Here is a 25549-nt window from a genome sequence, read left to right as displayed (position 1 = left end):
CGTCAGTGCGCGCTCGGGCTGCGCCTGCCGATGTGTGACTCAGTGCGGACCCGCTCGACCATGTGCGGGTAGTGCAGCTCGAACGCGGGCCGCTCCGAACGGATCCGGGGCAGCTCGGTGAAGTTGTGCCGCGGCGGCGGGCACGTGGTGGCCCATTCCAGCGAGTTGCCGTAGCCCCACGGGTCGTCCACGGTGACCGGTTCGCCGTAGCGCCAGCTCTTGAACAGGTTCCACACGAACGGCAGCATCGATATCCCCAACGTGAACGCGCCGATCGTCGATACGACGTTGAGCGTGGTGAACCCGTCGGTGGGCAGGTAGTCGGCGTAGCGGCGCGGCATGCCCTCGTTACCCAGCCAGTGCTGCACCAGGAACGTGGTGTGGAAGCCGATGAACGTCAACCAGAAGTGCAGCTTGCCGAGTCGTTCGTCGAGCATTCGTCCGGTCATCTTCGGGAACCAGAAGTAGATGCCGGCGTAGGTGGCGAACACGATGGTGCCGAACAGCACGTAGTGGAAGTGCGCGACAAGGAAGTACGTGTCGGTGACGTGGAAGTCCAGCGGCGGGCTGGCCAGCATCACCCCGGACAGGCCACCGAGTAGGAATGTCAGCAGGAAGCCCACCGAGAACAGCATCGGCGTTTCAAAGGTCAACTGGCCCTTCCACATCGTGCCGATCCAGTTGAAGAACTTGATGCCGGTGGGCACCGCGATCAGATAGGACATGAACGAGAAGAACGGCAGCAGCACGGCACCGGTGGCGAACATATGGTGCGCCCACACCGCGGTGGACAGCGCCGCGATGCCGACGGTGGCATAGATCAGCGTGGTGTAGCCGAAGATCGGCTTGCGGGAGAACACCGGGAAGATCTCGGTGACGATGCCGAAGAACGGGATCGCCACGATGTACACCTCGGGATGGCCGAAGAACCAAAACAGGTGCTGCCAGAGGATGACGCCTCCGTTGGCCGGGTCGTAGATGTGCCCGCCGAGGTGACGGTCGTAGGCCAACCCGAACAACGCCGCGGTCAGCAGTGGAAAGACCATCAACACCAGGATCGAGGTCACCAGGATGTTCCACGTGAAGATCGGCATCCGAAACATCGTCATGCCCGGTGCGCGCATGCACACCACGGTGGTGATCATGTTCACCGCGCCCAGGATGGTGCCCAGACCGGCCACCGCCAGACCCATCAGCCACAGGTCACCGCCCGCGCCAGGGGAGTGCAGCGCATTCGACAGCGGGGTGTATGCCGTCCAGCCGAAATCGGCTGCACCGCCGGGGGTCATGAACCCCGACACCGTGACCAGGGCGCCGAACAGATACAACCAGTAGCTGAACGCGTTGAGCCGTGGAAAGGCCACGTCGGGTGCGCCGATCTGCAGCGGGAGAATGCAGTTGGCGAACCCGAACACGATGGGTGTGGCGTACAGCAGCAGCATGATCGTGCCATGCATGGTGAACAGCTGGTTGTACTGCTCGTTGGACAGGAACTGTAGCCCCGGCATCGCCAGCTCGGTGCGCATCAGCAGCGCCAGCAACCCGCCGACCACGAAGAACGCGATCGATGTCGCGATGTACATGATCCCGAGGACCTTGGGATCCGTCGTGGTCAGCAACTTGTAGACCAGCGAACCCTTCAGGCCTTGTCTTTCCGGGAATGCCCTGGAGGGGGCTAGCTCGGTGATGACGCTCATGAGCGATCACCCCTTGCGGCACAAGAATTCTCGTATACCTGGCTCATTACTGTCCCTCCACCACCGCCGGTTATTTAGATGACTATAGTCCTCTAAATATCCTCTGGGCGATTCCGGGGGAGGGGTTTCTTACAAGTCGATGTTGTAGTAATGTCCGGGGTATGACGTACGTAATCGGCCAGCCGTGTGTGGACGTCAAAGACCGTGCCTGCGTGGATGAGTGTCCAGTCGACTGCATCTACGAGGGCGGGCGCATGCTGTACATCCACCCCGATGAATGTGTCGACTGCGGTGCCTGCGAGCCGGTGTGCCCGGTGGAGGCGATCTACTACGAGGACGACCTGCCCGACGCGCTGCAGATCTACACCGACGAGAACGCCAAATTCTTCACTGACACGCTGCCCGGACGAAGTGAGCCGCTCGGTTCGCCCGGCGGTGCGGCAAAGCTGGGACCCATCGATGCCGATACCGAGTTGGTGGCTAACCTTCCGCCGCAGGAGGAGTGATGCGCCGGGGACGGCGCGATCGCATTCTGGACGCGTTGCGTAACTCTGCTGAGGCCCGCAGCATCACCGGCCTGGCAGGTGAGATCGGGGTGCATCCCAACACGATTCGCTTTCACCTCGACACCTTGGTGAAGGCCGGGCTGGTCGAACAGGTCGCCGACCGCGTCGCCGTGCGGGGCCGCCCGCCCGCCCGGTACCGCGCCTGCCGCAGGATGGACCCGGCCGGGCCCACGAACTACGCGCTGTTGGCGGCGGTGATGACGGATTACTTTGCGGCCCATGCGCGCGACCCGGTACGGGAAAGCACCCAATTGGGGCGTTCGTGGGGTACGACGTTGACCAAGCACCACGCGCGGGACACGCGCCAGGCCGTCGACGATCTGGTCGATGTGCTGGCCGAGGTGGGCTTTGGCCCTGAGCAGCCGACGGAACGCACCGTGCGTGACATCCGGCTGCGGCACTGTCCTTTCCTGGAGGTGGTGGATCGCCACCAGCCGGTGGTCTGCGCGCTGCATCTCGGGCTGATGCAGGGCGCGTTGACCGCGATGCAGGCGCCGTTGGCCGTCGAGCGGCTTGACCCGTTCGTCGAGCCGGACCTCTGTGTCGCCCGGGTGGGGCCGGCCGCGGGAAACGACGAGAACTGAGGGAGCAACGATGGCTGGTGATCTGCGCGGCATAGATCCGCTCGGCGACCACGACTATCTCGTTCGGGCGGCCGTCGACGACGACGAAGTGGTGACGATCCGGGTGCACGCCGCCCCGGAAGTCCTGTTCGGCATCGCCGGAGACAACGCCGACGAACTGAGCATCGTGGCCGCCACGGTCGACTATCTGGGTAAACGCCAGCGCTTCGACGAGTTACCCGGACAGTTGGGCCTTGACGACGTGGCCGCGGCCTACGACGAGTACGTGCGCGACATGCGGCGCCAATTCGCCACCCACAGCGCCTAGTTCGGCACCTTGGCCAGGATGTTGGTCATCACGATGGTGGGCACCGAACTGGGGAACCTGCACGCCGTCACCTCCACCAGGACGACGCTCTTCACGCGGTAGTCTCGGCCGCACCCATTGTCGGTGCGGGTCTGCAGGGAGTCCGGCGTGACCGTAGTGTCGCCGACGAACATCGGGCCCAACGGCGTTGTGCGGCAACCGTCGGCGCGTGCGACAAGATCGTCGAAGGCCCGGCGTGCGGTGTCGGTGTCGCGGTATGCGGCGGCCCCCTGGGAGATCAGGGCGCCGCCGGGCGGATGCTGGAACGTCGTCTTGTGGAACTCTTCGACGTCGGGGCCGAAGGTCTGGGTCTCGGCGAAGATCCATTGGCACTGTGGCGGCGTCGTATCGGTGAACTGGTCGATGTCGACGGGGATCTTGCCGTCCATGCTCGGGATGATCGAGAGGTCCTCACCGGCTCCGGTGATCGCGCGCATCTGCGACTGGTCGAGCATGATGGTGTCGACGTCCAACGGGGACAACGAATCGTCGTCGATACCCGGGACGGCCCGCACGGCGCCGCCGCTGACCGTCTGTGTGCAGCCCGCAAGCATCAGCGCCGCTGCACACCACAGGACCACTCGCATGGCCTTGCCTCCGCCCTTCCGGAACGAGGTTAGCCCGATCGCATACTGTCAAACGAGTGAGCGTTTTCGCGGCGGCGACCGGTATCGGATCCTGGCCAGGAACATCGGCGCGTCAGGCCGCGGAGGTAATCGTCGGGGAACTGCACACCCTGCCGCACCTGGTCGAGTTACCCGCCCGCGGCGTAGGCGCCGACATGATCGGTCGCGCGGCGGCGTTGCTCGTCGATATCGGCATCGACACCGTGCCGCGCGGCTATCGCATCGCCTCGGGTCGCAGTGCTGTGGCTCGGCGCTCGATGAGCCTGCTCGACGAAGACATCGACGCGTTCGAAGAAGCGTGGGAGAAGGCGGGGCTACGGGGCGGGTCGCGCACGGTCAAGGTGCAGGCGCCGGGACCGATCACGCTCGCGGCCCAACTCGAGCTGCCAAACGGCCACCGTGCCATCACCGACCGGGGTGCGCTGCGTGATCTGACCGCCTCGTTGGCCGAAGGGGTGGCCGCGCACCGCGCACAGCTGGCCAGGCGGCTGGACACCGCCGTCGCCGTGCAGTTCGACGAACCCCTGTTGCCCGACGCCCTGCACGGCCGGCTGACCGGGGTGACCAGCCTGACCCCCGTGCACCCGGTCGACGAGTCGGTGGCCATCGGGCTTTTCGAGAACTGCGTGAACGCCGTGGGCGCCGACGTCATGCTGCACAGCTGCGCTTCTGAGCTACCTTGGAACCTGTTGCAGCGCACCGTAATACCAGCGGTCGCGGTGGATGTGGCCACACTGACCGCCGCCGATCTCGACGGTATCGGCGAGTTCGTCGAAGCGGGTCGCGCGGTGCTGCTGGGTGTCGTTCCCGCCACGACCCCGCCCGCCCGCCCAGACGTCGAGGAGATCGCCAAGGCCGCGGCCGCCGTCACCGACCGGCTCGGGTTCGACCGGTCGGTGCTGCGCGAACGGATCGGTATCACCCCGGCCTGTGGGCTGGCAGGGGCCACCCCGCAGTGGGCGCGCACCACCGTCGAGTTGGCACAGAAGGTCGCCGACGCGTTCGCCGAGGATCCCGACGCGGTCTGACGCGACCCGGCGTCGCCTCGCCCGCCGCTCAGAAAAAACGCAACCGCGGGGTTGCGCATGACCGGCGCACCGCTTACCGTGATACGCAACCAGGAGGTTGCGCATGAGTTCGGATCGAATCGAAAAGCAAGTCGTGCTGAAGGCGCCGCTGGAGCGGGTCTGGCGGGCGATCAGCGACGCCGACGAGTTCGGCCGGTGGTTCGGGGTCCGCTTCGACGGGCCGTTCGTCGAGGGCGCCGCGCTCACCGGCGTCATGACGCCGACGACGGTCGACGATGATGTCGCCAGAAGCCAAGAGCCGTACGAGGGTACGGCGGACACGTGGTGGATCGTCGCGGTGGAGCCACCGCGACGACTGGCCTACCGCTGGCGTCCCTACCATGTCGCAGACGGCGACGACGGTCCCACCACGCTCGTCGAATTCACGCTGCAGGAGACCGCCGACGGGGTGTTGTTGCGCATCGTCGAGTCCGGGTTCGACGCCATACCTGCGGATCGTCGTGCGGCGGCGTTCGAGGACAACAGCGCGGGGTGGGCGGCGCAGACCGAACTCGTGCGCAGGTTCGTCGCGATGAGCGAGACGGTGTGAGCGCCTCGGCCGTGGTCGAGCGGGCACCGGTGTTCGATGCGCTGGGTGACCCGAACCGGCTGCGGATCATCACCCGCCTGTGTGACGGCGGGCCGTGCTCGACGACCGAGGTGACGCAGGCGGTGTCGGTCACCCGGCAGGCGGCGACCAAACACCTCGTGCTGTTGGAAACCGTCGGCCTGGTGAGCAGCCAGCGTCGCGGCAGGGAACGCATCTGGCGGGTCCGGCCCGAGCCGTTGGCCGACGCCAGCGAATATTTGACGGGTTTGTCGCGACGCTGGGATCGCGCGATCGACCGGTTGCGGGCCTACGTCGAAGACGAATAGCGCGCCACGCTCGACAATTTGCGTGTGTTCGGTCAGACCGCCGGTGTTCGGGGCCCCCGCGTGCGACAATCCTCTCAGCCCATCGTCGAGTCGTCTTTGCCACCGCCGGGAGAGAAATTGTGGCCCGCTTGAATCCACGCCTGGCCGCAGGTGTTGGCGCCGTAGCGGTGTTCCTCCTGATCGGCGGGCCCGGTGCGGCGGCCGTCACGGCGGATCCGGGTGGTGGCTCCCGCGGTGGGGGCTCGGATCGCGGATCCAGCTCTGATCGTGGATCCAGCTCGAAGAGCCAGCAGCCCAACCGCGGCGATCGCCACGACGCCGGCAACGCATACCGGGGCAACGGCGGCGACCGACCTCAGTCCCGCGTCGGTTCCGGCCGCGAGGACCTCCAGCGGCCGGCGCCGAGCGCGCGGGCCGGCGCCGACGCCCGCGGGCCGGTCGCCGAGGACCCGCCCGCGCTTGCCGACCGCCCGGCCGTCACCGACAGCCCAGCCGTCGACGCGCCGGCCGCCATCCTGGCCCCGGGGCGCGTGACCGACGGCGGCGGCTCCCGGCCGGCGGCCGGACCCGTCGACGCGTTGCGGCCGCCCCGGGTGACGGTCGGCAACGGCCGCGAACCCGGCCTGCCGAGTAGAAATCCGGCGCCGCGTTGGCAGGCGCCCGCGCGGGCGCCCGCCAGTCCGTCGTCTGCGCCCGCACCGCCGCCTGAGCCGCCGCCCCCTCCGGCGGCCTGGGTGCACCGCTTCCACGCGCCGCCCGCCATGCCGAGGCCGCTGCCCGTCGCCCCGACGGCCGACTGGAATTCGTTGTGGGGGATCGCCGGACTGCTGCTGATCCCCGCGGCCGGTGCGGCGTTGGGCTACCGGCAGGCGCGCGCGGCGCAGACGGCCGAGCGGATCCGCTGACCCGACGTCAGCCGCGCAGGTCCTTGCGCAGGATCTTGCCCGACGCGGACTTGGGCACCGCGTCGATGAACGCCACCTGACGCACCTTCTTGTACGGCGCGACCTGACCGGCCACGAACTCCATCACCTCGGCCTCGGTCAGCTGTGCACCGGGTTGCTTGACCACGAACGCCTTGGGCACTTCTTCGCCGTCGGCGTCGGGCACCCCGACCACCGCCGCGTCGGCGACCCCGGGATGGCCCAGCAGCACCGCCTCGAGTTCGGCTGGCGGCACCTGATAGCCCTTGTACTTGATCAGCTCCTTGAGGCGGTCGACGATGTACACGCACCCGTCCGCATCGATCTGCGCCATATCACCGGTGTGCAGCCAGCCCTCGTCGTCGATGGTCGCCCTGGTGGCCGCCTCGTTCCCGAGGTAACCGGTCATCACGTTGGGGCCCTTGAACCAGAGTTCACCTGTTTTACTGAGACCCTCTGCGGGCGGGGCGATTTCGTCACCGGTCTCGGGGTCGACAAGCTTGGACGCCCCGTTGGACACCGTCCACCCGACCGAGCTCAGCGGCGCGACCATTCCCATCTCGTGCAGTCCGCCGTCGAACGGGGTGATGTGGCTGACCGGGCTGAGCTCGCTCATCCCGTAGCCCTGAACGACGGTGCAGCCCAACCGCTTGGCGACGGCGTGTCCGAGGTCGGCGTCCAGCGGAGCGGCGCCCGACATCACGGTGTTCAGCGACGACAGGTCGTACTCGTCGACCAACGGATGCTTGGCCAGCGCCACCGCGACCGGCGGCGCGATGAACGCGATCGTGCACTTGTGGTCGGCGATGTTGGCCAGGAAGTCGCCCAGGTCGAAGCTGCCCATGATCACCAACCGGGCACGCGCATGCAGTGCGGCGTTGAGCAGCACCGTCATCCCGTAGATGTGAAAGAACGGCAGCACCGCGAGGATCGCGTCGTCGGCGACCATGCCGTGCAACGGCCGGATCTGCGCGACGTTGGCCACCAGGTTGCGGTGCGTGAGCATCACGCCCTTGGGGTTGCCGGTCGTGCCGGAACTGTAGGGCAGCACCGCCAGATGCGACGACGGCGCGAAGCTGACGTCGGGCGCAGGCAGGCCCGGATCCATCAGATCGGCGGCGTTGGGATGTCCGGTGGCGGCCAGGCCGTCCCCGTCGAGTACGACGATGTTCTCGGGCCGGATGCCTGCGGCCGCCGCACCTTCTTGTGCCTGCGCCAGCAGCGGTGTCACGGTGACCAGCATCCTGGCCTTCGAATCGGCCAACTGTTTGGCGATGTCTTTGGCGGTGTAGAGGGCGTTGATCGTGGTGGCCGTCGCACCGGCGCGCAGGATGCCGTGAAACGCCACGGCGAACCCCGAACTGTTCGGCGACAGCAACCCGACGACGTCGCCGACGCCGATCCCGCGCCCGGCCAGGGCCCCGGCGAACGCATCGACGCGGCCGATCATCTCGCGGTAGCTGGTCTGGCGGCCGGACTTGGCGTCGATCAGCGCGATCCGGTCCAGGTCGTGCTCGGCGATATCGGCGAACAGATAGTCGTAGACGCTGGTGGACGGAATGTCGACTTCGGGAAATGGACTGGCGAAACTCAAGACGCCTCCGATCGAATGCTGGTCCGCCACTTACCGGCTCAGCCTACGTCGAGGCGTTTGACGAGCTTCTTGGGCGCGACCATCCGGAACGACGCGTCGATCAGCTCACGCACCTCGGCCCAGTCGATCTTTCCCGCGGTCAGGTCCAGCCCCAGCCAACCCGACGGCCCCATGTACGCGGGATAGTAGAAGCGCCGGTCGGCTTCGAGCGCGCGCCGCTCGCTGTCGTCGACCTTGACCAGGACCGAATGGGGGTATTGCAGGTACTGGCCCTTGGTGTCGGTCTTGGCGCTGCCGCCGTACATGGTGAACATCTTCGGCGCACAGAACACCGGCCTGCCCCAGGAGACCTTTTCGAACGCCTCGGGAAATCCCAGCGCGATCTCGCGCACCTGCGCCAGCCCGAGGTCGTCGTCGCGGAACATGATCGGGTGCGGCATGCCCGACAGGGTAACGGCTGGGCCCGTTCCTTCGGACCGGGCTGGCGACGTCACACCGACGCAATGGTCGATCGTCGGCCGCAAACCAGCCGGAGCGTCGGCCTGCAAGACCACGGTCGAGCCCGCACCGCGGCGACGGAGGGTGCAGGCGATGTCACCCGGCTCGGTTAGCCTGCGAGGGTGAGCCCGAAGGCAACGCCGGATCCCGAGACGACGCTGGCCGAACAGGCCGAGGACGCGCCCGATGCCGATGTGCGGCGCCGCTGGCAGGAGCTGGCCGACGAGGTGCGCGAGCACCAGTTCCGGTACTACGTGCGCGACGCGCCGATCATCACCGACGCCGACTTCGACAAGCTGCTGCGGGAACTGGAGGCCCTCGAGGACGAGCATCCCGAGCTGCGAACCCCCGACTCGCCTACGCAACTGGTCGGCGGCGCCGGCTTCGCGACCGACTTCACCCCGGCCGAACACCTCGAGCGGATGCTCAGCCTGGACAACGTGTTCACCCCTGAAGAGCTGGCCGGGTGGGCCGCGCGCATCAAAGACGAGATCGGAAAAGACGCGCACTTTCTGTGCGAGCTGAAGATCGACGGGGTGGCGCTGTCGCTGGTGTACCGCGACGGGCGGCTGGAACGTGCGGCGACCCGCGGTGACGGACGCACCGGCGAAGACGTCACGCTCAATGCCCGCACCATCCGCAACGTTCCCCAAAAGCTCACCGGTACCAAGGAATTCCCGCTGCCGAAGGTGCTCGAGGTACGCGGTGAGGTGTTCTTCCGGGTCACCGATTTCGAAGAGCTCAACGCCGGGCTGGTCGCCGAGGGTAAGCCGCCGTTCGCCAACCCCCGCAACAGCGCGGCAGGATCGCTTCGGCAGAAGAACCCGGCCGTCACCGCGCGTCGCAAACTGCAGATGATCTGCCACGGCGTCGGCCACGCCGAGGGCTTCCGCCCGGAATCGCTGCACGCGGCGTATCTCGCGCTGAACGCATGGGGGCTACCGGTTTCCGATCACACCTCCCGGGTGCAGGGGATGGCGGCCGTCACCGAACGCATCGCGTACTGGGGAGAACACCGCCACGAGGTCGAGCACGAAATCGACGGCGTGGTAGTCAAAGTCGACGAGGTCGCGTTGCAGCGCCGGCTCGGATCGACGTCGCGGGCACCGCGCTGGGCGGTGGCCTACAAGTACCCACCCGAGGAAGCCCAGACCAAGCTGCTCGACATCAAGGTCAACGTGGGCCGGACCGGTCGGGTGACGCCGTACGCCGAGATGGAGCCGGTCAAGATCGCCGGTTCGACGGTCAGTCAGGCCACGCTGCACAACGCCTCGGAGGTCAAGCGCAAGGGTGTGCTGATCGGCGACACCGTGATGATCCGCAAGGCCGGTGACGTGATCCCGGAGGTGCTGGGACCCGTTGTCGATCTGCGCGACGGCTCCGAGCGCGAATTCGTCATGCCCACAACGTGTCCGGAGTGCGGCACCACGCTGGCGCCGGCCAAGGAGGGCGACGCCGACATCCGCTGCCCCAACACGCGGTCCTGTCCGGCGCAGCTGCGCGAGCGGGTGTTCCACCTCGCAGGCCGCGGCGCGCTGGACATCGAGGGGCTGGGTTACGAAGCGGCCGTCGCGCTGCTGACCAGCGGTGTGATCACCGACGAAGGCGACCTGTTCACGATCGGCAGCGACGACCTGTTGCGCACCGAGCTTTTCCGGACCAAGGACGGCGCCTTGTCGGCTAACGGTAAGCGGCTGCTGGTGAACCTGCACGACGCCAAAACCCGTCCGCTGTGGCGGATCCTGGTGGCGCTGTCCATTCGGCATGTGGGCCCGACCGCGGCGCGCGCGCTGGCCACCGAGTTCGGCAGCCTGGAGGCGATCATGTCGGCCTCCGAGGAGCGGCTGGCCGGGGTCGAGGGTGTCGGTCCGACCATCGCCGCGGCGGTCACCGAATGGTTCACCGTCGACTGGCACCGCGCGATCGTCGACAAGTGGCGCGCGGCGGGGGTGCGCATGGCCGACGAACGCGACGAAAGCATCGAACGCAACCTCGAAGGGCTCTCGATCGTCGTCACCGGGTCGCTGGCCGGCTTCTCCCGCGACGACGCCAAGGAAGCGATCGTCGCGCGCGGCGGCAAGGCCGCCGGATCGGTGTCGAAGAAGACCGCCTACGTGGTGGCCGGTGACTCGCCGGGCTCCAAGTACGACAAGGCGGTCGAGCTCGGGGTGCCGATCCTCGACGAGGACGGCTTCCGGCGGCTGCTGGAAAACGGCCCCGACTGATCCTTTTCTTCACGCCGAATGGGACATTTGGGCGCGAAAGTGCGAGTAGTCAGCCACTTCGTCGATCTCGGCGAACGGGGAGTAGCGCCTCAAGCGTTTGTCATCCCCGGGCACCGGGCACCCGGATGGACGAGTGACAAGGAGTTCTGATGGCAATCTGCGACACCTGCGGCAACGAGTACGACAAGGCGTTCACCGTGACGTGGGGCGACGGGAAGAGCGCGACCTTCGACAGCATCGAATGCGCCGCCGCGCAGTTGGCGCCCGAATGCGCGCACTGCGGGTGCCGCATCCTCGGCCACGGCATCGAAACGCCCGACGCGATGTTCTGTTGCGCGCACTGCGCGCGCAAAGACAGCAACGCCGACGTCAACGACCGCTATCCGGTGCCCGCGGGTGGCTGAGGCTCATCGGTAGCCCTGGCGCATATCGTCGACGATGCGCGGATGGTCCAGCGTCGACGGCGTCAACCACTGCGGGCGGATGTCCCCACCGAACACCGTTGCGGAGTCGAGCACCTGCTGGTCGAGAAACCGCAGCGGGGGTGCGTCGGCGGGAATCCTCGGCGTCGGCGCGGCCGCGCCGCGGCGCGCGAGCACCAGGCCCCAGTCGCCGAATGTCGGCACATGCACGTGGTAGGGCGTGACCGCGTAGCCGGCGGCCCCGATCGTCGACACCGTGCGCCAGAACGCGGTTGGCGTGGCGAACGGGCTTCCGGCCTGCACCGTCATCAGCCCGTCCGCGGCCAGCGCGTGGGCGACCAACGCGTAGAACTCCACCGAATACAGCCGGCCCAGTGCCGGGGTGTCCGGGTCGGGTAGATCGACGATCACCGCGTCGAAACCGCCCGGCGGTAACACGTCGGGTGGCGGCTCGCGCAGCCACCGCATCGCGTCGTCGATGACGACGTCGACGCGCGGGTCGTCGAGCGCCCCGGCGTTCGCGTCGCGCAGCGTGGTGCGGGCGATCTGCACCACCGCGGGATCCAACTCGACCTGCACGATCGCGTCGACGCCGGGCTGGCGCAACACCTCCCGGGCCACCAGGCCGTCGCCGCCGCCGAGGATCAGCACCGAGCGCGCGCCGTCGCCGAGCGCGGGGTAGACCAGGCTTTCGGTGTAGCGGTATTCATCACGGGTCGAAAACTGAAGTCCGCCATCGAGATACAGTCGGGTGTCATCGCCGCGTCGGGTCACCACGATCTCCTGGTACGCCGAGCGTTCGAGCGCGATGATCGGATCGGCATAGAGTCGTTGCCGAGTCGAGGTCTCGATGCCGTCGGCGCGCACCAGCAAGGTGACCAGCAACCCCAGCGCTGCGGCCAATACCACCAGCGCCGTGCCGAATTCGCGTGCGTTGAGGATCCCGCGCAGCAGGAACACCGTCACCACCGCCGCGGCCACGACGTTGATGACCCCGGTGGCCGCCGCACCGCGGATCATGCCCAGTTGCGGCAGCAGGATGAACGGCCAAATCAGCCCACCGATCAGCGCGCCGAGGTAGTCGGCGGCGTTCAGGTTGGCCAGCACCCGCCCGGTATCGGCGGCACCGGATATGCGGCCGCGCTGCAGCAGCGTCATCAGCAGCGGCACCTCGGCGCCCACCAGGCTGCCGATCAGCAGCGTGGCCACCACCAGCACCCACAGTGAACCGCCGACGAACGCGAACGCCACATACAGTGCCGCCGCCGAGAGCCCGCCGATCACCGCCAGCAACGTCTCGACGGCGATGAACGTGATGGCTGCCCGCGCGAGCAACGGTTTCACCAGCAGGGCACCGGCTCCGAGCGCGGCGACATAGCCCGCGACGATCAGCGACATCGCGACGATGCCCCCACCGTGCAGGCTGGCCGACAGCGTCAGCAGCGCCAGTTCGTAGACGAGGCCGCACGCCGCGCACGCCGCCACCGCGGCGAGCAGCAGCGCCCGCCAGCGCGTCGTCGAACCGACCGGCGGCGCCGGCTCAGGTGCATGCTCGGTCACCGTCATGACAGCGCGGCGGCGTTCACCCCTCCCACAGCCAGCAGCGTCACGGCGGTGGCGATGGCCGCGGGATGAAGACGCTCGTCGGCGATGAGGTCGCGAAAGCGCCCAGGAACCACGATCTCGAGCACGATGAGCGCCAGCCCCTGCAGCACCACGCCGACCAGCCCGTAGACCGCGGCGTCAACCAGCCCCTGGCCCAACTCGTTGGAACTGGCCACGATCGCGGCGATCACCACGATGGCCAGCGCCGCGTACATGCCGCAGGCGACGGCGACGGCGTTGGGTCGCCGCTCGACGAACACCATCTGGCGCAGGTTCCCTGGGGTCAGCAGATCCACCATGACGAAGCCGGTTGCCAGGACCACGACGCCGACCGCGAAGTACAGCAGCGCGGCGATGACGTTCTGCGCGAGGTTTTCACCGCTGATGGTTCCGAATTCGACGGCAGTGGCGAACATTTCGAAGTTCATCGACTCTCCTTAACTGTTTGGCCCTGGTGCGCGTCATTTCGTCCCACCCGGGCCGCCAGGGCTGCCGCCCGCACCGCCCGCCGGGGAGCCGGGGAAGAACCCGGGCCCCAGGAAGATGAAACCGCCGTGGCTGTATCGGGCGTTGGTGTCCTCGACTCGGATAGTGCATGGGCGGTTGCCGTCCGGGCCGACGACCACGATGTCGTCGTCGTAGCGCAGGTACTCCGAGCCGCGGTCGGTGGCGCGGGCCTCGGGGCTCTTGTAGCCGGCCAGCTGGTCGGCGACGTCGGCCGGTGAGCCGGTGCACTCGTAGCTGGTGGCTTGTGCGCCATGGGAATACGCGGGGTAGGTCTCGGCCACATGCGTACGGATGTTCGGCAGCATCGAGATCCCGACGAACAGGAACACGATGCCGCCGACGGCGAGCGCGCCCGCGAGCCAGAACAAACCGGTGCGGCTCACGGCTGCCACCGGCTGTTCGTGTGGACGACGGTGCCGCCGCCGGCCGGATCCGGATAGAGGTGCCAGGTGCGCCAGCGCCACCCGCGGCCGTCGGGTTCGGCGGACAGCGCCGTCAGCGCGGCGTCGTCGCCGGGGAACGCGCCGCCCAGCCAACCGGTGTCCTGCGCGCAGCGGACGCGCAGCAGCTGCGCCAACTCGCGAAAGCCGGCCTCATCGTGTGTCTCGTGGCCGGATTCGAGCAGGTAACCAGGAGCAACGGCACGGCCGGGCAACTCCGTCGGGGCCTGGGCGGTACACGAAACCTCTTCGGAGAACAGCTGGTCGGCATGTTCGACCGTGACCACGTGGGAGGCGCCCAGCACGCCGAGCACCAGCTCGCCGCCGTCGGGGTGCGGCAGCCGGCAGGCGGCCAGTGGCGTCGGCGCCGCAGCGTTGAGGGCGAGCCGCAGCCGGGACCCGGAAACGTCGGCTGGGCTGACGGCCAGGTGGTGCAGAGGCAACGACGTTCCTAAGCGTTGGGTGGCGGGGCCGGGTACACGGTGAATTCGCCTGGCAACACTTGCTTTCCGACCGAGACCTCCCACGGCATATCCGCGGCCCACCGCTCGAACCCGAGGAACGACGTCTCCTCGGCGTCGGCGTAGTCGACGAACTCCATTTCACCGCCTGCCGGTAGCCCCGTGGTGCCCTCGGTCGTGAACGACGCGCGGCCGCGCTCGGTCTGCCGGTAGGAGACGCCGTTCACCTGGAGCGTGCCGTTGGGTTCAGGCGTGACGTCCTTGCGCCGTTGCCACATCACCAGTTCCAGCCGGCCTTCGTCCTCTTCGACGCTGAACCACAACGGTTCGCTACCGCCTTCGAGCAGGTGCTCCCACCACACGAACGGGCCCTGACGCAGCGTGACCGAACCGCGCACGACGTAGTCCACGCCGCCGTGGGACACGATCGCGCCAGGCCCGAGCTGGCGGGGGCCGAATTGCGGCATGGTCGCGGCGAATTTCAGCGGATCCTGGCGGCCCGTGTCGGTTTCGGACTTCTTCGGCCGGCGCAATGCCACGACCAGCACGATGATCGCCCCGGCGAGCATGATGATGGCGAGCACGATCAGCAGCGTGTCCACGCAGAACCCTTCCGTACTTCGTGCGGCGGTGCGTCAAGCCGATACCCGCCCACGGTAACAGCCCGGAATGCGCGCCGGTTCAGCGCAGAAGCGTCGCGACGATGCCCGCCAGATAACCCAGCCGGGCCACCTCCGACGGCCGGAACTGCGGTCCGCCCGGCCGCCCGACCACGAGCGCGGTGCGCGGATCACCGAGCGGTGCGGCCGCCAGCGTGGCGTTCATATCGCGCAACGGCGCGGGCACCCAGTCGGCCGTCGCGTCCAGTGCCTCGGCGCGATCCAACGGCAGCCACGGCGCGTCGACCGTCTGTGACTCGGGTGCGCCCGCGCTGCCGACGATGCGCTGCGGACCGGTTTCGACCAGCCGGATCACCGACGCCCAACCGACCCGCAGCACCCGGGGCGCGTTGTCGACGAGCACCTGCAGTTTGTCCTTGTTGGGCGCCGCGGCCACGTGGTCGATGAGCTCGAGCTCGCGGTGGGCCTCCAACATCCCGGTGTGCGGGCGGACCGAGTCGACGCGCACCCCGTTGATCTTCTCGGCGGCGGTGATCAGCATGTCGGGCATCGCCCCGGGCGGCAACTCGACGACGAGGTCGTCGATCGCGATGCCCGAACCCCGTTCGACCACGTCGAGGGACAGGATGTCAGCGCCCACCGAGCCGAGCGCCACGGCCAGTCCGCCGAGGCTGCCCGGTCGGTCCTCGAGCTGGACCCGCAGCAGATACGAAGGCACGCGCACACTGTTGCACAGCCTCAGGCGGTCGGCAGCGCAGCCGCCGCAGCGGCGGTGGCTAGGGTTGACGGCGTGTCACAGATCTCTCGAGACGAGGTTGCCCACCTCGCGCGCCTGGCCCGGCTCGCCCTGACCGACGACGAGCTGGACAGCTTCGCCGGTCAGCTGGACGCCATCATCGGCCACGTCAGCCAGATCCAGGCCGTCGATGTCACCGGCGTCGAACCCACCGACAACCCGCTCAAGGACGTCAACGTGTTTCGCCCGGACACGGTTCAGCCGTCGCTGACCCAGGAGGAAGCCCTGGCTGCGGCGCCGAAGGCCGTCGACGGCAGGTTCGGTGTGCCGCGCATCCTCGGAGAGCCCGAATGAACGACCTGATCCGGCTGGACGCCGCGACGCTGGCCGACAAGATCGCCACCAAGGAGGTGTCCTCGGCGGAGGTCACCAGGGCCTACCTCGACCAGATCGCGGCCACCGACGAGCGGTACCACGCGTTCTTGCACGTCTCCGAGAACCGCGCGCTGGGCGCGGCGGCCCGCGTCGACGCGGCGGTGGCCGCCGGGGAGGACCTTCCCTCGCCACTGGCCGGTGTCCCGGTTGCCCTCAAGGACGTGTTCACCACGACCGACATGCCCACCACCTGCGGGTCGAAGATCCTGGAGGGCTGGCGTTCTCCCTACGACGCAACGGTGACCATGCGGTTGCGCGCGGCCGGCATCCCGATCCTGGGCAAGACCAACATGGACGAGTTCGCGATGGGCAGCTCCACCGAGAACTCCGCCTACGGCCCCACCCGCAACCCCTGGAACGTCGAGCGGGTGCCCGGCGGCTCGGGCGGGGGCAGCGCCGCGGCGCTCGCCGCGTTCCAGGCGCCGCTGGCCATCGGCACCGACACCGGTGGATCGATCCGGCAGCCGGCGGCGCTGACCGCGACCGTCGGCGTCAAGCCGACGTACGGGACGGTGTCGCGCTACGGGCTGGTGGCGTGCGCGTCGTCGCTGGACCAGGGCGGACCGTGCGCACGCACCGTGCTCGACACCGCGATGCTGCACCAGCTCATCGCCGGGCACGACCGGCGCGACTCCACGTCGCTGGAGGCGCAGATTCCCGATGTCGTGGCCGCGGCCCGCGCGGGTGCAGCCGGTGACCTCACGGGCGTCCGGATCGGGGTGGTGCGCCAACTGCTCGGCGACGGCTATCAGCCCGGGGTGCTCGAGTCGTTCAACGCCGCGGTCGCCCAGCTCACCGCGCTGGGCGCCGAGGTGAGCGAGGTGGACTGCCCGCACCTGGACTACTCGACGGCCTCCTACTACCTGATCCTGCCTTCGGAGGTTTCGTCCAACCTCGCCCGGTTCGACGGTATGCGCTACGGCGTGCAGATCGGCGATGACGGCACACACAGCGCCGAAGAGGTGATGGCCTTGACCCGCGCCGCCGGGTTCGGCCCAGAAGTCAAGCGCCGCATCATGATCGGGACCTACGCGCTGTCGGCGGGCTACTACGACGCTTACTACAACCAGGCGCAGCGGGTCCGCACGTTGATCGCGCGCGACTTCGACGAGGCGTACCGCCAGGTCGACGTGCTGATCTCGCCGACCACCCCGACCACCGCGTTCGCGCTGGGGGAGAAGGTCGACGACCCGCTGGCGATGTACCTGTTCGATCTGTGCACGTTGCCGCTGAACCTCGCCGGCCATTGCGGGATGTCGGTGCCGTCGGGGCTGTCCTCCGACGACAACCTGCCCGTCGGTCTGCAGATCATGGCGCCGGCGTTGGCCGATGACCGGTTGTATCGGGTCGGCGCGGCCTACGAAGCCGCGCGAGGCCCGTTGCCGTCGGCTCTGTAGGCGCCGAGCGCCCGGTAGTTGTACGTAAACGTCGAGTAGGGACGCGAACAACCGTCCGCTCGGGGGAGGATGGAAGCTATGCGGATCGGAGTTCTCACTGGTGGTGGCGATTGTCCCGGCTTGAATGCGGTGATCCGGGCGGTGGTTCGCACCTGCGATATGCGCTACGGGTCCTCTGTTGTGGGGTTCCAGGACGGCTGGCGCGGGCTGCTGGAGAACCGGCGCATCCAGTTGGCCAACGATGACCGCAACGACCGCCTGCTGGCCAAGGGCGGCACGGTGCTGGGCACCGCGCGGGTGCATCCGGAGAAGTTGCGCGCCGGGCTCGCACAGATCAAGCAGACGCTCGACGACAACGGGATCGACGTGCTCATCCCGATCGGCGGCGAGGGCACGCTGACCGCCGCGCACTGGCTCTCCGAGGAGAACGTCCCGGTGGTCGGCGTGCCGAAGACGATCGACAACGACATCGACTGCACGGATGTGACATTCGGTCACGACACCGCGCTGACCGTGGCCAGCGACGCCATCGACCGGCTGCACAGCACCGCCGAATCCCATCAGCGAGTCATGCTCGTCGAGGTGATGGGCCGCCATGCCGGGTGGATCGCGTTGAACGCCGGTCTGGCCTCCGGCGCGCACATGACGCTGATCCCCGAGCAGCCGTTCGATGTCGAGGAAGTGTGCCGGCTGATCAAAGCGCGCTTCGTGCGCGGTGATTCACACTTCATCTGTGTGGTCGCCGAGGGTGCCAAACCCGCCGAGGGCTCAATGCAGTTGCGCGAAGGCGGACTTGATGAGTTCGGCCACGAACGTTTCACCGGGGTGGCGCAGCAGCTGGCCATCGAGGTGGAAAAGCGGATCAGCAAGGAAGTCCGGGTCACGGTGCTCGGGCACGTGCAGCGCGGCGGCACGCCCACCCCGTTCGACCGCGTGCTGGCCACCCGGTTCGGCGTCAACGCCGCCGACGCCGCCCACGCCGGTGAGTACGGGATGATGGTGTCGTTGCGCGGGCAGGACATCGGTCGAGTCTCGTTGGCCGACGCCACCCGTCAGCTGAAGTTAGTGCCGCAGAGCCGATACGACGACGCCGCGGAATTCTTCGGCTGACCGGCCACCACTAGACTCGCTGCCATGACTGTCGCCGCTTCCGAACTGCTCGACTACGACGACGTGATGGCGCGCTACGAGCCGGTGCTGGGCCTGGAGGTGCACGTCGAGCTGTCGACGGCGACCAAGATGTTCTGCGGCTGCGCCAACAAGTTCGGGGCCGAACCCAACACCCAGGTGTGCGCGGTGTGCCTGGGGCTGCCCGGTTCGCTGCCCGTGCTCAACGAGAAGGCCGTCGAATCGGCGATCCGCATCGGGCTCGGGCTCAACTGCGAAATCGTGCCGTGGTGCCGGTTCGCGCGAAAGAACTACTTCTATCCGGACATGCCCAAGAACTACCAGATCAGCCAGTACGACGAGCCGATCGCGATCAACGGCTACCTCGACGTTCCGCTCGACGACGGGAGCACATGGCGGGTGGAGATCGAGCGCGCCCACATGGAAGAGGACACCGGCAAGCTGACGCATCTGGGCAGCGACACCGGCCGCATCGAAGGCGCCACCACGTCGCTGATCGACTACAACCGATCCGGCGTGCCGCTGATCGAGATCGTCACCAAACCCATCGAGGGCACCGGCGAGCGTGCACCCGAGATCGCACGCGCCTACGTCACGGCATTGCGGGATCTGCTTCGGGGACTGGGCGTTTCGGACGTACGGATGGACCAAGGTTCCATGCGGTGCGACTCCAACGTCTCGCTCAAACCCATCGGGCAGGCGGAGTTCGGCACGCGCACCGAGACCAAGAACGTCAACTCGCTGAAAAGCGTCGAGGTCGCCGTGCGCTACGAGATGCGCCGTCAAGCCGCGGTTCTCGAATCAGGTGGTCGAGTCGTCCAGGAAACCAGGCACTTCCACGAGGACGGCTACACCTCACCTGGACGCAGTAAGGAAACCGCGCAGGACTACCGCTACTTCCCCGAACCCGATCTGGAGCCGGTGGCCCCCGACGCCGAGTTCGTGGAGCGGTTGCGTAAGACCATTCCCGAGCTGCCGTGGGTGCTGCGCAAGCGCATTCAGGACGACTGGGGCATCTCGGATGAGGTCATGCGCGATCTGGTCAACATCGGCGCGCTCGACCTGATCGCCGAAACCGTCGAACACGGCGCATCCAGCGAGGCCGCCCGGGCATGGTGGGGCAACTTCCTGGTGCAGAAGGCCAACGAAGCCGGGGTCGAACTGGATGCCCTGGCGATCACCCCCGCGCAGGTCGCCGCGGTGGTCAAGCTCGTCGACGGCGGCAAGCTGTCGAACAAGCTGGCCCGTCAGGTCGTCGAGGGCGTGCTGGCAGGCGAGGGCGAACCCGAACAGGTGATGGCCGACCGCGGCCTGGAAGTCGTGCGCGACGACTCGGCGCTGCAGGCCGCCGTCGACGAGGCGCTGGCCGCCAACCCCGACGTCGTCGAGAAGATCCGCGGCGGCAAGGTGCAGGCCGCCGGCGCGATCGTCGGCGCCGTGATGAAGGCCACCAAGGGCCAGGCCGACGCGGCGCGGGTACGCGAACTGGTGCTCGCCGCCTGCAGCTGATGCGCAAGATTGCGCCCAGGGTCGTTCGGGGCGCGGATTCACCGCCCTGACGGCAAAAAGGCGCGCAAACCGATCAGGTGTTGTCGGCGTTGCGGCGCGGGAACCCGCCGCCCTGCGGGAACAGCGGAAAGACGACGTCGTCGAGCTTTTCTGCGTCGCCCGCGGTCTTGTTGACCGTCGCCCCCCAGATGTTGCCATCCGGTGACACCGCCAACGCCCACGCGTGCCCATGCTGGTCCTGGCGCACCACCTCGGGGTCACCGGTGACCGCGCCGGTGTCCGGGGCGAGCCGCACAGCGACGGTCTGCTTGGTGTCGACCAGGTTCACCAGCACCGTGCCGTCGAGCGCCGCGCAACCGGCCACCCCCGGGCGGTCCGGCCACGTCCACACCGTCGAGGTCTTGGAGTCCTTGGTGATGCGCTGCAACCGGTCGGCGGTCGGGGTTCGGTCGCTCACGTAGAGCGAGCCGTCCGAGTGGTCGATGCACATTCCGCCTGCCGACCCCATGCCCGACAACGCGGTCGTCGTCGGCGCCTGGTCGACCGTGGTGGGCTGCTCGATGCGCAGCACCTTGCCCGCCAGCGACGCCGGGTCGGCGGCGTCGGCCGGGTTGCCCGCGTCGCCGGTCTGCACCAGCAGGGTCGTCGGGCTGGTGAAGATCAGCGAACCCGTATTGCCGCCCGCACCCTTGGGGATGCCGGTGAGGATCGGCTTGGGAATGTCGCCGTCGGCGATGCGGATCACCCGGTTGTCGGTGGGGGTGCTGACGTAGGCGTACATCAGCCGGTCCTGGGAGTACGTCGGCGACAACGCGATGTCCATCAGCCCGCCGTCGCCGGCGCCGTCCACCGGAAGCGTCACCTTGACCTTCGGTTCGGCCCGCACCGACACCTCCTTGACGGTGCCGGTGACCCGCTCGCCCACCAGCGCCGACTGGCTGTCCGGAAGCATGATCAGCCCGCTGGTGCTCTCCAGGCAGCCCTGCATGACCCCCGGCGCCGGGCACTCTTTGGGGAACGGTTTGGCAGGCAACGGCGGCGGCGGCGTCGGCGTGGTCGTCGGCCCGGGCGCCAGCTCGGGCTCGGTGGTGAACGGCTGCGACTGCGCGTCGTCGAACCGGGCGCATCCGGACCCGACCAGCAACGCCGCGCACACGACGGCGAACACACCTCGCATCGGCCGGCGCAGTTTCATGCGAGCCAGGTTACGGATCGTCCGCCGATGCGCGCCACGCAGACCGGCCGGTGTGGCCGCTCTAGGTGCGAATAAGCGCCGAAAGCGCCGCGCCAATCCTCGGTTCGTAGGTGACTAGCACTTACCCTGGCAACGTGACCAGTCAACCCCATGACCCACGCGCCTGGCAGCGGCCCGACGACGCGGCTCCGCGGCCCGCGTCGGCAAGCCTGGTCGACCCCGAGGACGATCTGCCGTCCGCCGACTACGCAGGGGATTTTGAAACCACCACGATCCCGCACTACGACTCGAGCGGCTCCTCGTCGGTGAACTCGGGCTTCGCGCTGCTCAACGACCCCGAACCGCTTCCGTACGTGCAGCCGGGCGGGCGGCATGCCGTGCCGCCCTACTCGCCCGAACCGGCCGAGATCCAACCCGACGGCTTGGTCGCGGCCGGCGCCGGCGACCGCCGCGGCACCCAGGACCTGGGCCTGCTGCTGCTGCGGGTGGCGGTGGGCGTCCTGCTCATCGCGCACGGGCTGCAGAAGGCGTTCGGGCTGTGGGGCGGGCCGGGCCTGGACGGCTGGAAAACAGAGCTGGCCTCGATGGGGTTCCAATACCCCGACATCCTGACCTATGTGGCGACCGGCGGTCAGATTGCCGCCGGTGTGTTGCTCGTGCTGGGCTTGTTCACCCCGGTTGCGGCGGCCGGCGCGCTCGCCTACCTGGTGACCGGGGTGCTGGCCGAGGCGATGGTCGCCCATGAGGAAGCCCGGTTGGGGTCGTTCCTCACCGACGGCCACGAGTACCAGGTGTTCCTGGCGGTCGCCGTCGCGGCCATCATCCTGGTCGGGCCGGGCCGCTACGGGCTCGACGCCGCCCGCGGGTGGGCGCGACGGCCGTTCATCGGGTCGTTCGCCGCGCTGGTGCTCGGGGTCGGCGCAGGCGTCGCGATCTGGGTGCTGCTCAACGGCGGCAACCCGCTGGGGTAGCGACCTACTCGTAGGGGTTGGGCACGCGACCTCCGCTGGCCGTCGTCAGCTGCGGCAGTGTCGAAAACGTCACCGCGGGCAGCCGCACCCGGCGGCCGTCCTTGAGATGGGCGTAGGCCGACGTCCCCTTGTCGAACTGCAGGCCGGCGATCTCGTCCCACCGCATGGTCTGGCTGTCCAGAAACGTGCGTGCGGTCACCGTCTCGGCATCGGCCACCGTGCGGCAGCGCACGATGTATGCCGACAGCAGCACGGGAATGACGAGCAGCACCGCCGCCCAGCCGGGCCCGGCCAGCACGATCGCGAGGAGCCCGAGGGTCAGGAACCCGACGAAGAAGTGGGCCATCGGGGAGATCCGGATGACGACGGGGGTCTGCTCGGCGGGGGAGCTCACCCGGCCATCTTCGCACCCGCGGGTGGCCGACCCGCAACGTGACGACGTTCGCCGACCCGGAATTTGACCTGTGACCAGTGCAGAGGCTACCGTCGACGGTTATGCAGGCCCCGGGATTGCTCGTAGTAATTGGGAAGCGCGTTGATGCCGCGCTTGCCCCATGCCGGGCATAGCCACCAGCATCAACGCGCGACCCTCGTACAGCAGCCAGCTGGCGGGGGTTTTTTCTTGCCCCATTACCGATTTGAGACCCTAGACACAGATCCGCACCGGATTTAGGAGAGAGACAGACACCGTGAGCGCACCCACCACGCGGCCACCGGATCAGTCGGCGACCACGCCCAACGGCGGAGCCGCCGCTTCGACCGTCTCGAGGTCAGCAGCCAAGGCTGCCGCTGTCCCGGCCGAACGCATTGAGCCACAACAAATCACCGGAGCTCAGGCGGTGATCCGGTCGCTGGAGGTGCTCGACGTCGACGTCGTGTTCGGTATTCCCGGCGGCGCCGTGTTGCCGGTCTACGACCCGCTTTTCGACTCGCAGAAGCTGCGCCACGTGCTGGTCCGCCACGAGCAGGGGGCGGGCCACGCCGCCAGCGGCTACGCGCACGCCACCGGCAAGGTCGGCGTGTGCATGGCGACCTCGGGGCCCGGCGCGACGAACCTGGTCACCCCGCTGGCCGACGCGCACATGGACTCCATTCCGGTGGTGGCGATCACCGGTCAGGTCGGGCGCAGCTTGATCGGCACCGACGCGTTCCAGGAAGCCGACATCTCCGGCATCACGATGCCGATCACCAAACACAATTTCCTGGTCCGCAACGGCGACGACATTCCGCGGGTGCTGGCCGAGGCGTTCCATATCGCCTCGTCGGGCCGGCCAGGGCCGGTGCTCGTCGACATCCCCAAGGACGTGCTGCAGGGGCAGTGCACGTTCAGCTGGCCGCCGAAGTTCGACCTGCCCGGTTACAAGCCGAACACCAAGCCGCACAGCCGCCAGGTGCGCGAGGCGGCCAAGCTGATCGCCGCCGCGCGCAAGCCGGTGCTCTATGTGGGCGGCGGCGTGATCCGCGGCGACGCCAGCGAGGAACTACGCCAGCTGGCCGAGCTGACCGGCATCCCCGTCGTCACGACGCTGATGGCGCGCGGGGCGTTCCCCGACAGCCACCCGCAGAACATGGGCATGCCCGGTATGCACGGCACGGTGTCCGCGGTGGCCGCGCTGCAGCGCAGCGACCTGCTGATCGCGCTGGGTACCCGCTTCGATGACCGGGTGACGGGCAGGCTGGATTCGTTTGCCCCAGAAGCCAAGGTCATTCACGCCGACATCGACCCGGCCGAGATCGGCAAGAACCGCTTCGCCGATGTGCCGATCGTCGGTGACGTCAAGAACGTCATCACCGACCTGATCGAGGCCCTGCGCCGGGACGGCGCGCTCGAGCACATCGACGTCGACAACTGGATGGAATACCTGCGCGGTGTGCAGGCGACCTATCCGCTGAGCTACGGTCCGCAGAGCGACGGCAGCCTTTCACCCGAGTACGTGATCGAAAAGCTGGGCCAGATGGCAGGTCCCGACGCCGTGTACGTGGCAGGCGTTGGGCAGCACCAGATGTGGGCCGCGCAGTTCATCTCCTACGAGAAACCCAAGACGTGGCTGAACTCCGGTGGTCTCGGCACGATGGGGTTTGCCGTGCCGGCGGCGATGGGTGCCAAGTTCGGCAGGCCCGAGGCCGAGGTGTGGGCGATCGACGGTGACGGCTGCTTCCAGATGACCAACCAGGAGTTGGCCACCTGTGCCGTCGAGGGTGCGCCGATCAAGGTGGCGGTCATCAACAACGGAAACCTGGGCATGGTCCGGCAGTGGCAGACGCTGTTCTACCAAGAGCGGTACAGCCAAACCGATCTGGCCACCCACTCCCGACGCATCCCGGACTTCCTCAAGCTGGCAGAGGCACTGGGATGTGTCGGATTGCGTTGTGAGCGCGCAGAAGACGTCGAAGACGTCATCAAACAGGCGCGTGAGATCAACGACCGGCCGGTGGTGATCGACTTCGTCGTCGGCGCCGACGCCCAGGTGTGGCCGATGGTCGCCGCGGGCACCAGCAACGACGAGATCCAGGCCGCACGGGGCATCCGCCCGCTGTTCGACGACCCGGAAGAGGGACACGCCTGATGAGCACCAAAACGCATACGTTGTCGGTGCTCGTCGAGGACAAACCCGGCGTGTTGGCCAGGGTGGCGTCGCTGTTCTCCCGGCGCGGCTTCAACATCCAGTCGCTTGCGGTCGGCGCCACCGAGCACAAGGACATGTCGCGGATGACGATCGTGGTCAGCGTCGAAGAAGCGCCGCTCGAGCAGATCACCAAACAGCTCAACAAGCTGGTCAACGTGATCAAGATCGTCGAGCAGGACGAGGACAACTCCGTCGCGCGCGAGCTTGCGCTGATCAAGGTCCGCGCCGACGCGGCCACCCGCGGACAGGTCATCGAGGCGGTCAACCTGTTCCGCGCCAAGGTCGTCGATGTGTCGAATGAGTCCCTGACCGTCGAGGCGACCGGCACCCAGGACAAACTGGAAGCGCTGTTGCGCGTGTTGGAGCCCTACGGGATCCGAGAGCTCGTGCAGTCCGGAATAGTGTCGCTGTCGCGCGGTCCGCGCGGCATTGGCACCGTGAAATAGGCACCCAGAAGTTAGCCGAAAACCGAAGACAGGAAAGAAGATTAACGT

28 protein-coding genes are annotated in these 25549 nt (G+C 67.9%); 16 read left to right on the top strand and 12 right to left on the bottom strand.

Annotated features, from left to right (window positions below; genetic code table 11):
• Nucleotides 1-2: 2 nt before the first annotated feature.
• Nucleotides 3-1697, bottom strand: coding sequence for an aa3-type cytochrome oxidase subunit I (ctaD, locus tag K3U96_RS17395; protein ID WP_220690524.1), 1695 nt, complete (start codon nt 1695-1697; stop codon nt 3-5).
• Between the two features lie 161 nt (nt 1698-1858).
• Here ctaD and fdxA point away from each other — a divergent pair, with 161 nt between their 5' ends.
• From fdxA to K3U96_RS17380, 3 genes are read left to right on the top strand one after another with little or no spacing between them, the layout of a single operon-like run.
• Nucleotides 1859-2203, top strand: a complete 345-nt coding sequence (gene fdxA, locus K3U96_RS17390; protein ID WP_069408009.1) for a ferredoxin — start codon at nt 1859-1861, stop codon at nt 2201-2203.
• Nucleotides 2203-2847, top strand: coding sequence for a helix-turn-helix transcriptional regulator (locus K3U96_RS17385; protein ID WP_220690523.1), 645 nt, complete (start codon nt 2203-2205; stop codon nt 2845-2847). The genes fdxA and K3U96_RS17385 overlap by 1 nt, the downstream gene beginning before the upstream one ends.
• Before the next feature lie 10 nt (nt 2848-2857).
• Entirely contained in the window at nt 2858-3154 is a 297-nt protein-coding gene (locus tag K3U96_RS17380) for a hypothetical protein (RefSeq protein ID WP_220690522.1), read from the top strand.
• On the opposite strand, the gene K3U96_RS17375 is transcribed toward K3U96_RS17380, so the two are convergent.
• Entirely contained in the window at nt 3151-3780 is a 630-nt protein-coding gene (locus K3U96_RS17375; protein WP_069408012.1) for a sensor domain-containing protein, read from the bottom strand. The two genes, K3U96_RS17380 and K3U96_RS17375, sit on opposite strands and share 4 nt — an antisense overlap.
• Before the next feature lie 56 nt (nt 3781-3836).
• Between K3U96_RS17375 and K3U96_RS17370 the strand changes: the two genes are divergently transcribed.
• The 4 genes from K3U96_RS17370 to K3U96_RS17355 all read left to right on the top strand — a co-directional run bounded on the left by K3U96_RS17370 (nt 3837) and on the right by K3U96_RS17355 (nt 6667).
• Entirely contained in the window at nt 3837-4847 is a 1011-nt protein-coding gene (locus K3U96_RS17370) for a uroporphyrinogen decarboxylase/cobalamine-independent methonine synthase family protein (RefSeq protein WP_220690521.1), read from the top strand.
• Nucleotides 4848-4950: 103 nt separating this feature from the next.
• Nucleotides 4951-5436 carry an SRPBCC family protein gene (locus tag K3U96_RS17365; protein WP_069408014.1) on the top strand — a complete coding sequence of 162 codons (486 nt, stop codon included), beginning with the start codon at nt 4951-4953 and terminating at the stop codon, nt 5434-5436.
• On the top strand, nt 5433-5762 hold the full coding sequence (locus tag K3U96_RS17360; protein WP_084223804.1) for an ArsR/SmtB family transcription factor: 330 nt from the start codon (nt 5433-5435) through the stop codon (nt 5760-5762). Before K3U96_RS17365 ends, K3U96_RS17360 begins: the two co-directional genes overlap by 4 nt.
• 119 nt (nt 5763-5881) lie before the next feature.
• A complete protein-coding gene (locus K3U96_RS17355; protein ID WP_220690520.1) occupies nt 5882-6667 on the top strand; it encodes a hypothetical protein in 786 nt (261 codons plus the stop codon).
• A gap of 7 nt (nt 6668-6674) precedes the next feature.
• On the opposite strand, the gene K3U96_RS17350 is transcribed toward K3U96_RS17355, so the two are convergent.
• The gene (locus K3U96_RS17350; RefSeq protein WP_220690519.1) at nt 6675-8279 is read right to left on the bottom strand and encodes a 4-coumarate--CoA ligase family protein; all 1605 of its coding nucleotides are present in this window, start codon (nt 8277-8279) and stop codon (nt 6675-6677) included.
• Nucleotides 8280-8317: 38 nt separating this feature from the next.
• The gene (locus K3U96_RS17345) at nt 8318-8719 is read right to left on the bottom strand and encodes an MmcQ/YjbR family DNA-binding protein (RefSeq protein ID WP_069408086.1); all 402 of its coding nucleotides are present in this window, start codon (nt 8717-8719) and stop codon (nt 8318-8320) included.
• 180 nt (nt 8720-8899) lie between these two features.
• Here K3U96_RS17345 and ligA point away from each other — a divergent pair, with 180 nt between their 5' ends.
• Nucleotides 8900-11002, top strand: a complete 2103-nt coding sequence (gene ligA, locus K3U96_RS17340; RefSeq protein WP_069408085.1) for an NAD-dependent DNA ligase LigA — start codon at nt 8900-8902, stop codon at nt 11000-11002.
• 149 nt (nt 11003-11151) lie between these two features.
• Nucleotides 11152-11406: a metallothionein gene (locus tag K3U96_RS17335; protein WP_069407056.1), complete on the top strand. Its 255-nt coding sequence runs from the start codon at nt 11152-11154 to the stop codon at nt 11404-11406.
• Between the two features lie 3 nt (nt 11407-11409).
• Here the strand turns inward: K3U96_RS17335 and K3U96_RS17330 are convergent, their stop codons facing one another.
• The 6 genes from K3U96_RS17330 to K3U96_RS17305 all read right to left on the bottom strand — a co-directional run bounded on the left by K3U96_RS17330 (nt 11410) and on the right by K3U96_RS17305 (nt 15775).
• Nucleotides 11410-12990, bottom strand: a complete 1581-nt coding sequence (locus tag K3U96_RS17330) for a polyamine aminopropyltransferase (protein WP_220690518.1) — start codon at nt 12988-12990, stop codon at nt 11410-11412.
• On the bottom strand, nt 12987-13457 hold the full coding sequence (locus tag K3U96_RS17325) for a DUF350 domain-containing protein (protein WP_069407054.1): 471 nt from the start codon (nt 13455-13457) through the stop codon (nt 12987-12989). Before K3U96_RS17325 ends, K3U96_RS17330 begins: the two co-directional genes overlap by 4 nt.
• A gap of 33 nt (nt 13458-13490) precedes the next feature.
• Nucleotides 13491-13919, bottom strand: coding sequence for a DUF4247 domain-containing protein (locus K3U96_RS17320; protein WP_220690517.1), 429 nt, complete (start codon nt 13917-13919; stop codon nt 13491-13493).
• Nucleotides 13916-14419, bottom strand: a complete 504-nt coding sequence (locus tag K3U96_RS17315; protein ID WP_220690516.1) for a DUF2617 family protein — start codon at nt 14417-14419, stop codon at nt 13916-13918. The genes K3U96_RS17320 and K3U96_RS17315 overlap by 4 nt, the downstream gene beginning before the upstream one ends.
• A gap of 8 nt (nt 14420-14427) precedes the next feature.
• Nucleotides 14428-15039: a DUF4178 domain-containing protein gene (locus tag K3U96_RS17310; protein WP_220690515.1), complete on the bottom strand. Its 612-nt coding sequence runs from the start codon at nt 15037-15039 to the stop codon at nt 14428-14430.
• A gap of 79 nt (nt 15040-15118) precedes the next feature.
• On the bottom strand, nt 15119-15775 hold the full coding sequence (locus K3U96_RS17305; protein WP_220690514.1) for an ACT domain-containing protein: 657 nt from the start codon (nt 15773-15775) through the stop codon (nt 15119-15121).
• A 72-nt stretch (nt 15776-15847) separates the two neighbouring features.
• On the opposite strand from K3U96_RS17305, the gene gatC reads away from it, so the two are divergent.
• From gatC to gatB, 4 genes are all read left to right on the top strand, one after another.
• On the top strand, nt 15848-16147 hold the full coding sequence (gene gatC / locus K3U96_RS17300; RefSeq protein ID WP_069408105.1) for an Asp-tRNA(Asn)/Glu-tRNA(Gln) amidotransferase subunit GatC: 300 nt from the start codon (nt 15848-15850) through the stop codon (nt 16145-16147).
• A complete protein-coding gene (gatA, locus tag K3U96_RS17295) occupies nt 16144-17625 on the top strand; it encodes an Asp-tRNA(Asn)/Glu-tRNA(Gln) amidotransferase subunit GatA (protein WP_069408104.1) in 1482 nt (493 codons plus the stop codon). The genes gatC and gatA overlap by 4 nt, the downstream gene beginning before the upstream one ends.
• 78 nt (nt 17626-17703) lie before the next feature.
• Nucleotides 17704-18735, top strand: a complete 1032-nt coding sequence (locus K3U96_RS17290) for an ATP-dependent 6-phosphofructokinase (protein WP_069408106.1) — start codon at nt 17704-17706, stop codon at nt 18733-18735.
• Nucleotides 18736-18759: 24 nt separating this feature from the next.
• Complete coding sequence (gatB, locus tag K3U96_RS17285; protein WP_220690513.1) at nt 18760-20262, top strand: Asp-tRNA(Asn)/Glu-tRNA(Gln) amidotransferase subunit GatB; 1503 nt, start codon at nt 18760-18762, stop codon at nt 20260-20262.
• A 73-nt stretch (nt 20263-20335) separates the two neighbouring features.
• On the opposite strand, the gene K3U96_RS17280 is transcribed toward gatB, so the two are convergent.
• Nucleotides 20336-21457 carry a PQQ-dependent sugar dehydrogenase gene (locus K3U96_RS17280; RefSeq protein WP_220690512.1) on the bottom strand — a complete coding sequence of 374 codons (1122 nt, stop codon included), beginning with the start codon at nt 21455-21457 and terminating at the stop codon, nt 20336-20338.
• Between the two features lie 134 nt (nt 21458-21591).
• Here K3U96_RS17280 and K3U96_RS17275 point away from each other — a divergent pair, with 134 nt between their 5' ends.
• Nucleotides 21592-22428, top strand: a complete 837-nt coding sequence (locus K3U96_RS17275; RefSeq protein ID WP_069406334.1) for a DoxX family protein — start codon at nt 21592-21594, stop codon at nt 22426-22428.
• Nucleotides 22429-22432: 4 nt separating this feature from the next.
• Here the strand turns inward: K3U96_RS17275 and K3U96_RS17270 are convergent, their stop codons facing one another.
• Entirely contained in the window at nt 22433-22774 is a 342-nt protein-coding gene (locus tag K3U96_RS17270) for a PH domain-containing protein (RefSeq protein ID WP_220693566.1), read from the bottom strand.
• Between the two features lie 343 nt (nt 22775-23117).
• Between K3U96_RS17270 and K3U96_RS17265 the strand changes: the two genes are divergently transcribed.
• Nucleotides 23118-24995, top strand: a complete 1878-nt coding sequence (locus tag K3U96_RS17265) for an acetolactate synthase large subunit (RefSeq protein ID WP_069406335.1) — start codon at nt 23118-23120, stop codon at nt 24993-24995.
• Complete coding sequence (gene ilvN, locus K3U96_RS17260; RefSeq protein WP_069406336.1) at nt 24995-25501, top strand: acetolactate synthase small subunit; 507 nt, start codon at nt 24995-24997, stop codon at nt 25499-25501. Before K3U96_RS17265 ends, ilvN begins: the two co-directional genes overlap by 1 nt.
• Nucleotides 25502-25549 lie beyond the last annotated feature (48 nt).

Source organism: Mycolicibacterium holsaticum DSM 44478 = JCM 12374 (assembly GCF_019645835.1).
In the GTDB taxonomy this organism is placed as follows: domain Bacteria; phylum Actinomycetota; class Actinomycetes; order Mycobacteriales; family Mycobacteriaceae; genus Mycobacterium; species Mycobacterium holsaticum.
Note: the sequence above shows the minus strand (reverse complement) of the source record. Positions and strands in the feature narration are given on the sequence as shown.

Coding starts and splice junctions, on each gene's coding strand:
- ctaD (WP_220690524.1), bottom strand. CDS start 1,697: ATGAGCGTCATCACCGAGCTAGCCCCCTCCAGGGCATTCCCGGAAAGA.
- fdxA (WP_069408009.1), top strand. CDS start 1,859: ATGACGTACGTAATCGGCCAGCCGTGTGTGGACGTCAAAGACCGTGCC.
- K3U96_RS17385 (WP_220690523.1), top strand. CDS start 2,203: ATGCGCCGGGGACGGCGCGATCGCATTCTGGACGCGTTGCGTAACTCT.
- K3U96_RS17380 (WP_220690522.1), top strand. CDS start 2,858: ATGGCTGGTGATCTGCGCGGCATAGATCCGCTCGGCGACCACGACTAT.
- K3U96_RS17375 (WP_069408012.1), bottom strand. CDS start 3,780: ATGCGAGTGGTCCTGTGGTGTGCAGCGGCGCTGATGCTTGCGGGCTGC.
- K3U96_RS17365 (WP_069408014.1), top strand. CDS start 4,951: ATGAGTTCGGATCGAATCGAAAAGCAAGTCGTGCTGAAGGCGCCGCTG.
- K3U96_RS17345 (WP_069408086.1), bottom strand. CDS start 8,719: ATGCCGCACCCGATCATGTTCCGCGACGACGACCTCGGGCTGGCGCAG.
- K3U96_RS17335 (WP_069407056.1), top strand. CDS start 11,152: ATGGCAATCTGCGACACCTGCGGCAACGAGTACGACAAGGCGTTCACC.
- K3U96_RS17330 (WP_220690518.1), bottom strand. CDS start 12,990: ATGACGGTGACCGAGCATGCACCTGAGCCGGCGCCGCCGGTCGGTTCG.
- K3U96_RS17325 (WP_069407054.1), bottom strand. CDS start 13,457: ATGAACTTCGAAATGTTCGCCACTGCCGTCGAATTCGGAACCATCAGC.
- gatA (WP_069408104.1), top strand. CDS start 16,144: ATGAACGACCTGATCCGGCTGGACGCCGCGACGCTGGCCGACAAGATC.
- K3U96_RS17290 (WP_069408106.1), top strand. CDS start 17,704: ATGCGGATCGGAGTTCTCACTGGTGGTGGCGATTGTCCCGGCTTGAAT.
- gatB (WP_220690513.1), top strand. CDS start 18,760: ATGACTGTCGCCGCTTCCGAACTGCTCGACTACGACGACGTGATGGCG.
- K3U96_RS17280 (WP_220690512.1), bottom strand. CDS start 21,457: ATGAAACTGCGCCGGCCGATGCGAGGTGTGTTCGCCGTCGTGTGCGCG.
- K3U96_RS17270 (WP_220693566.1), bottom strand. CDS start 22,774: ATGGCCCACTTCTTCGTCGGGTTCCTGACCCTCGGGCTCCTCGCGATC.
- ilvN (WP_069406336.1), top strand. CDS start 24,995: ATGAGCACCAAAACGCATACGTTGTCGGTGCTCGTCGAGGACAAACCC.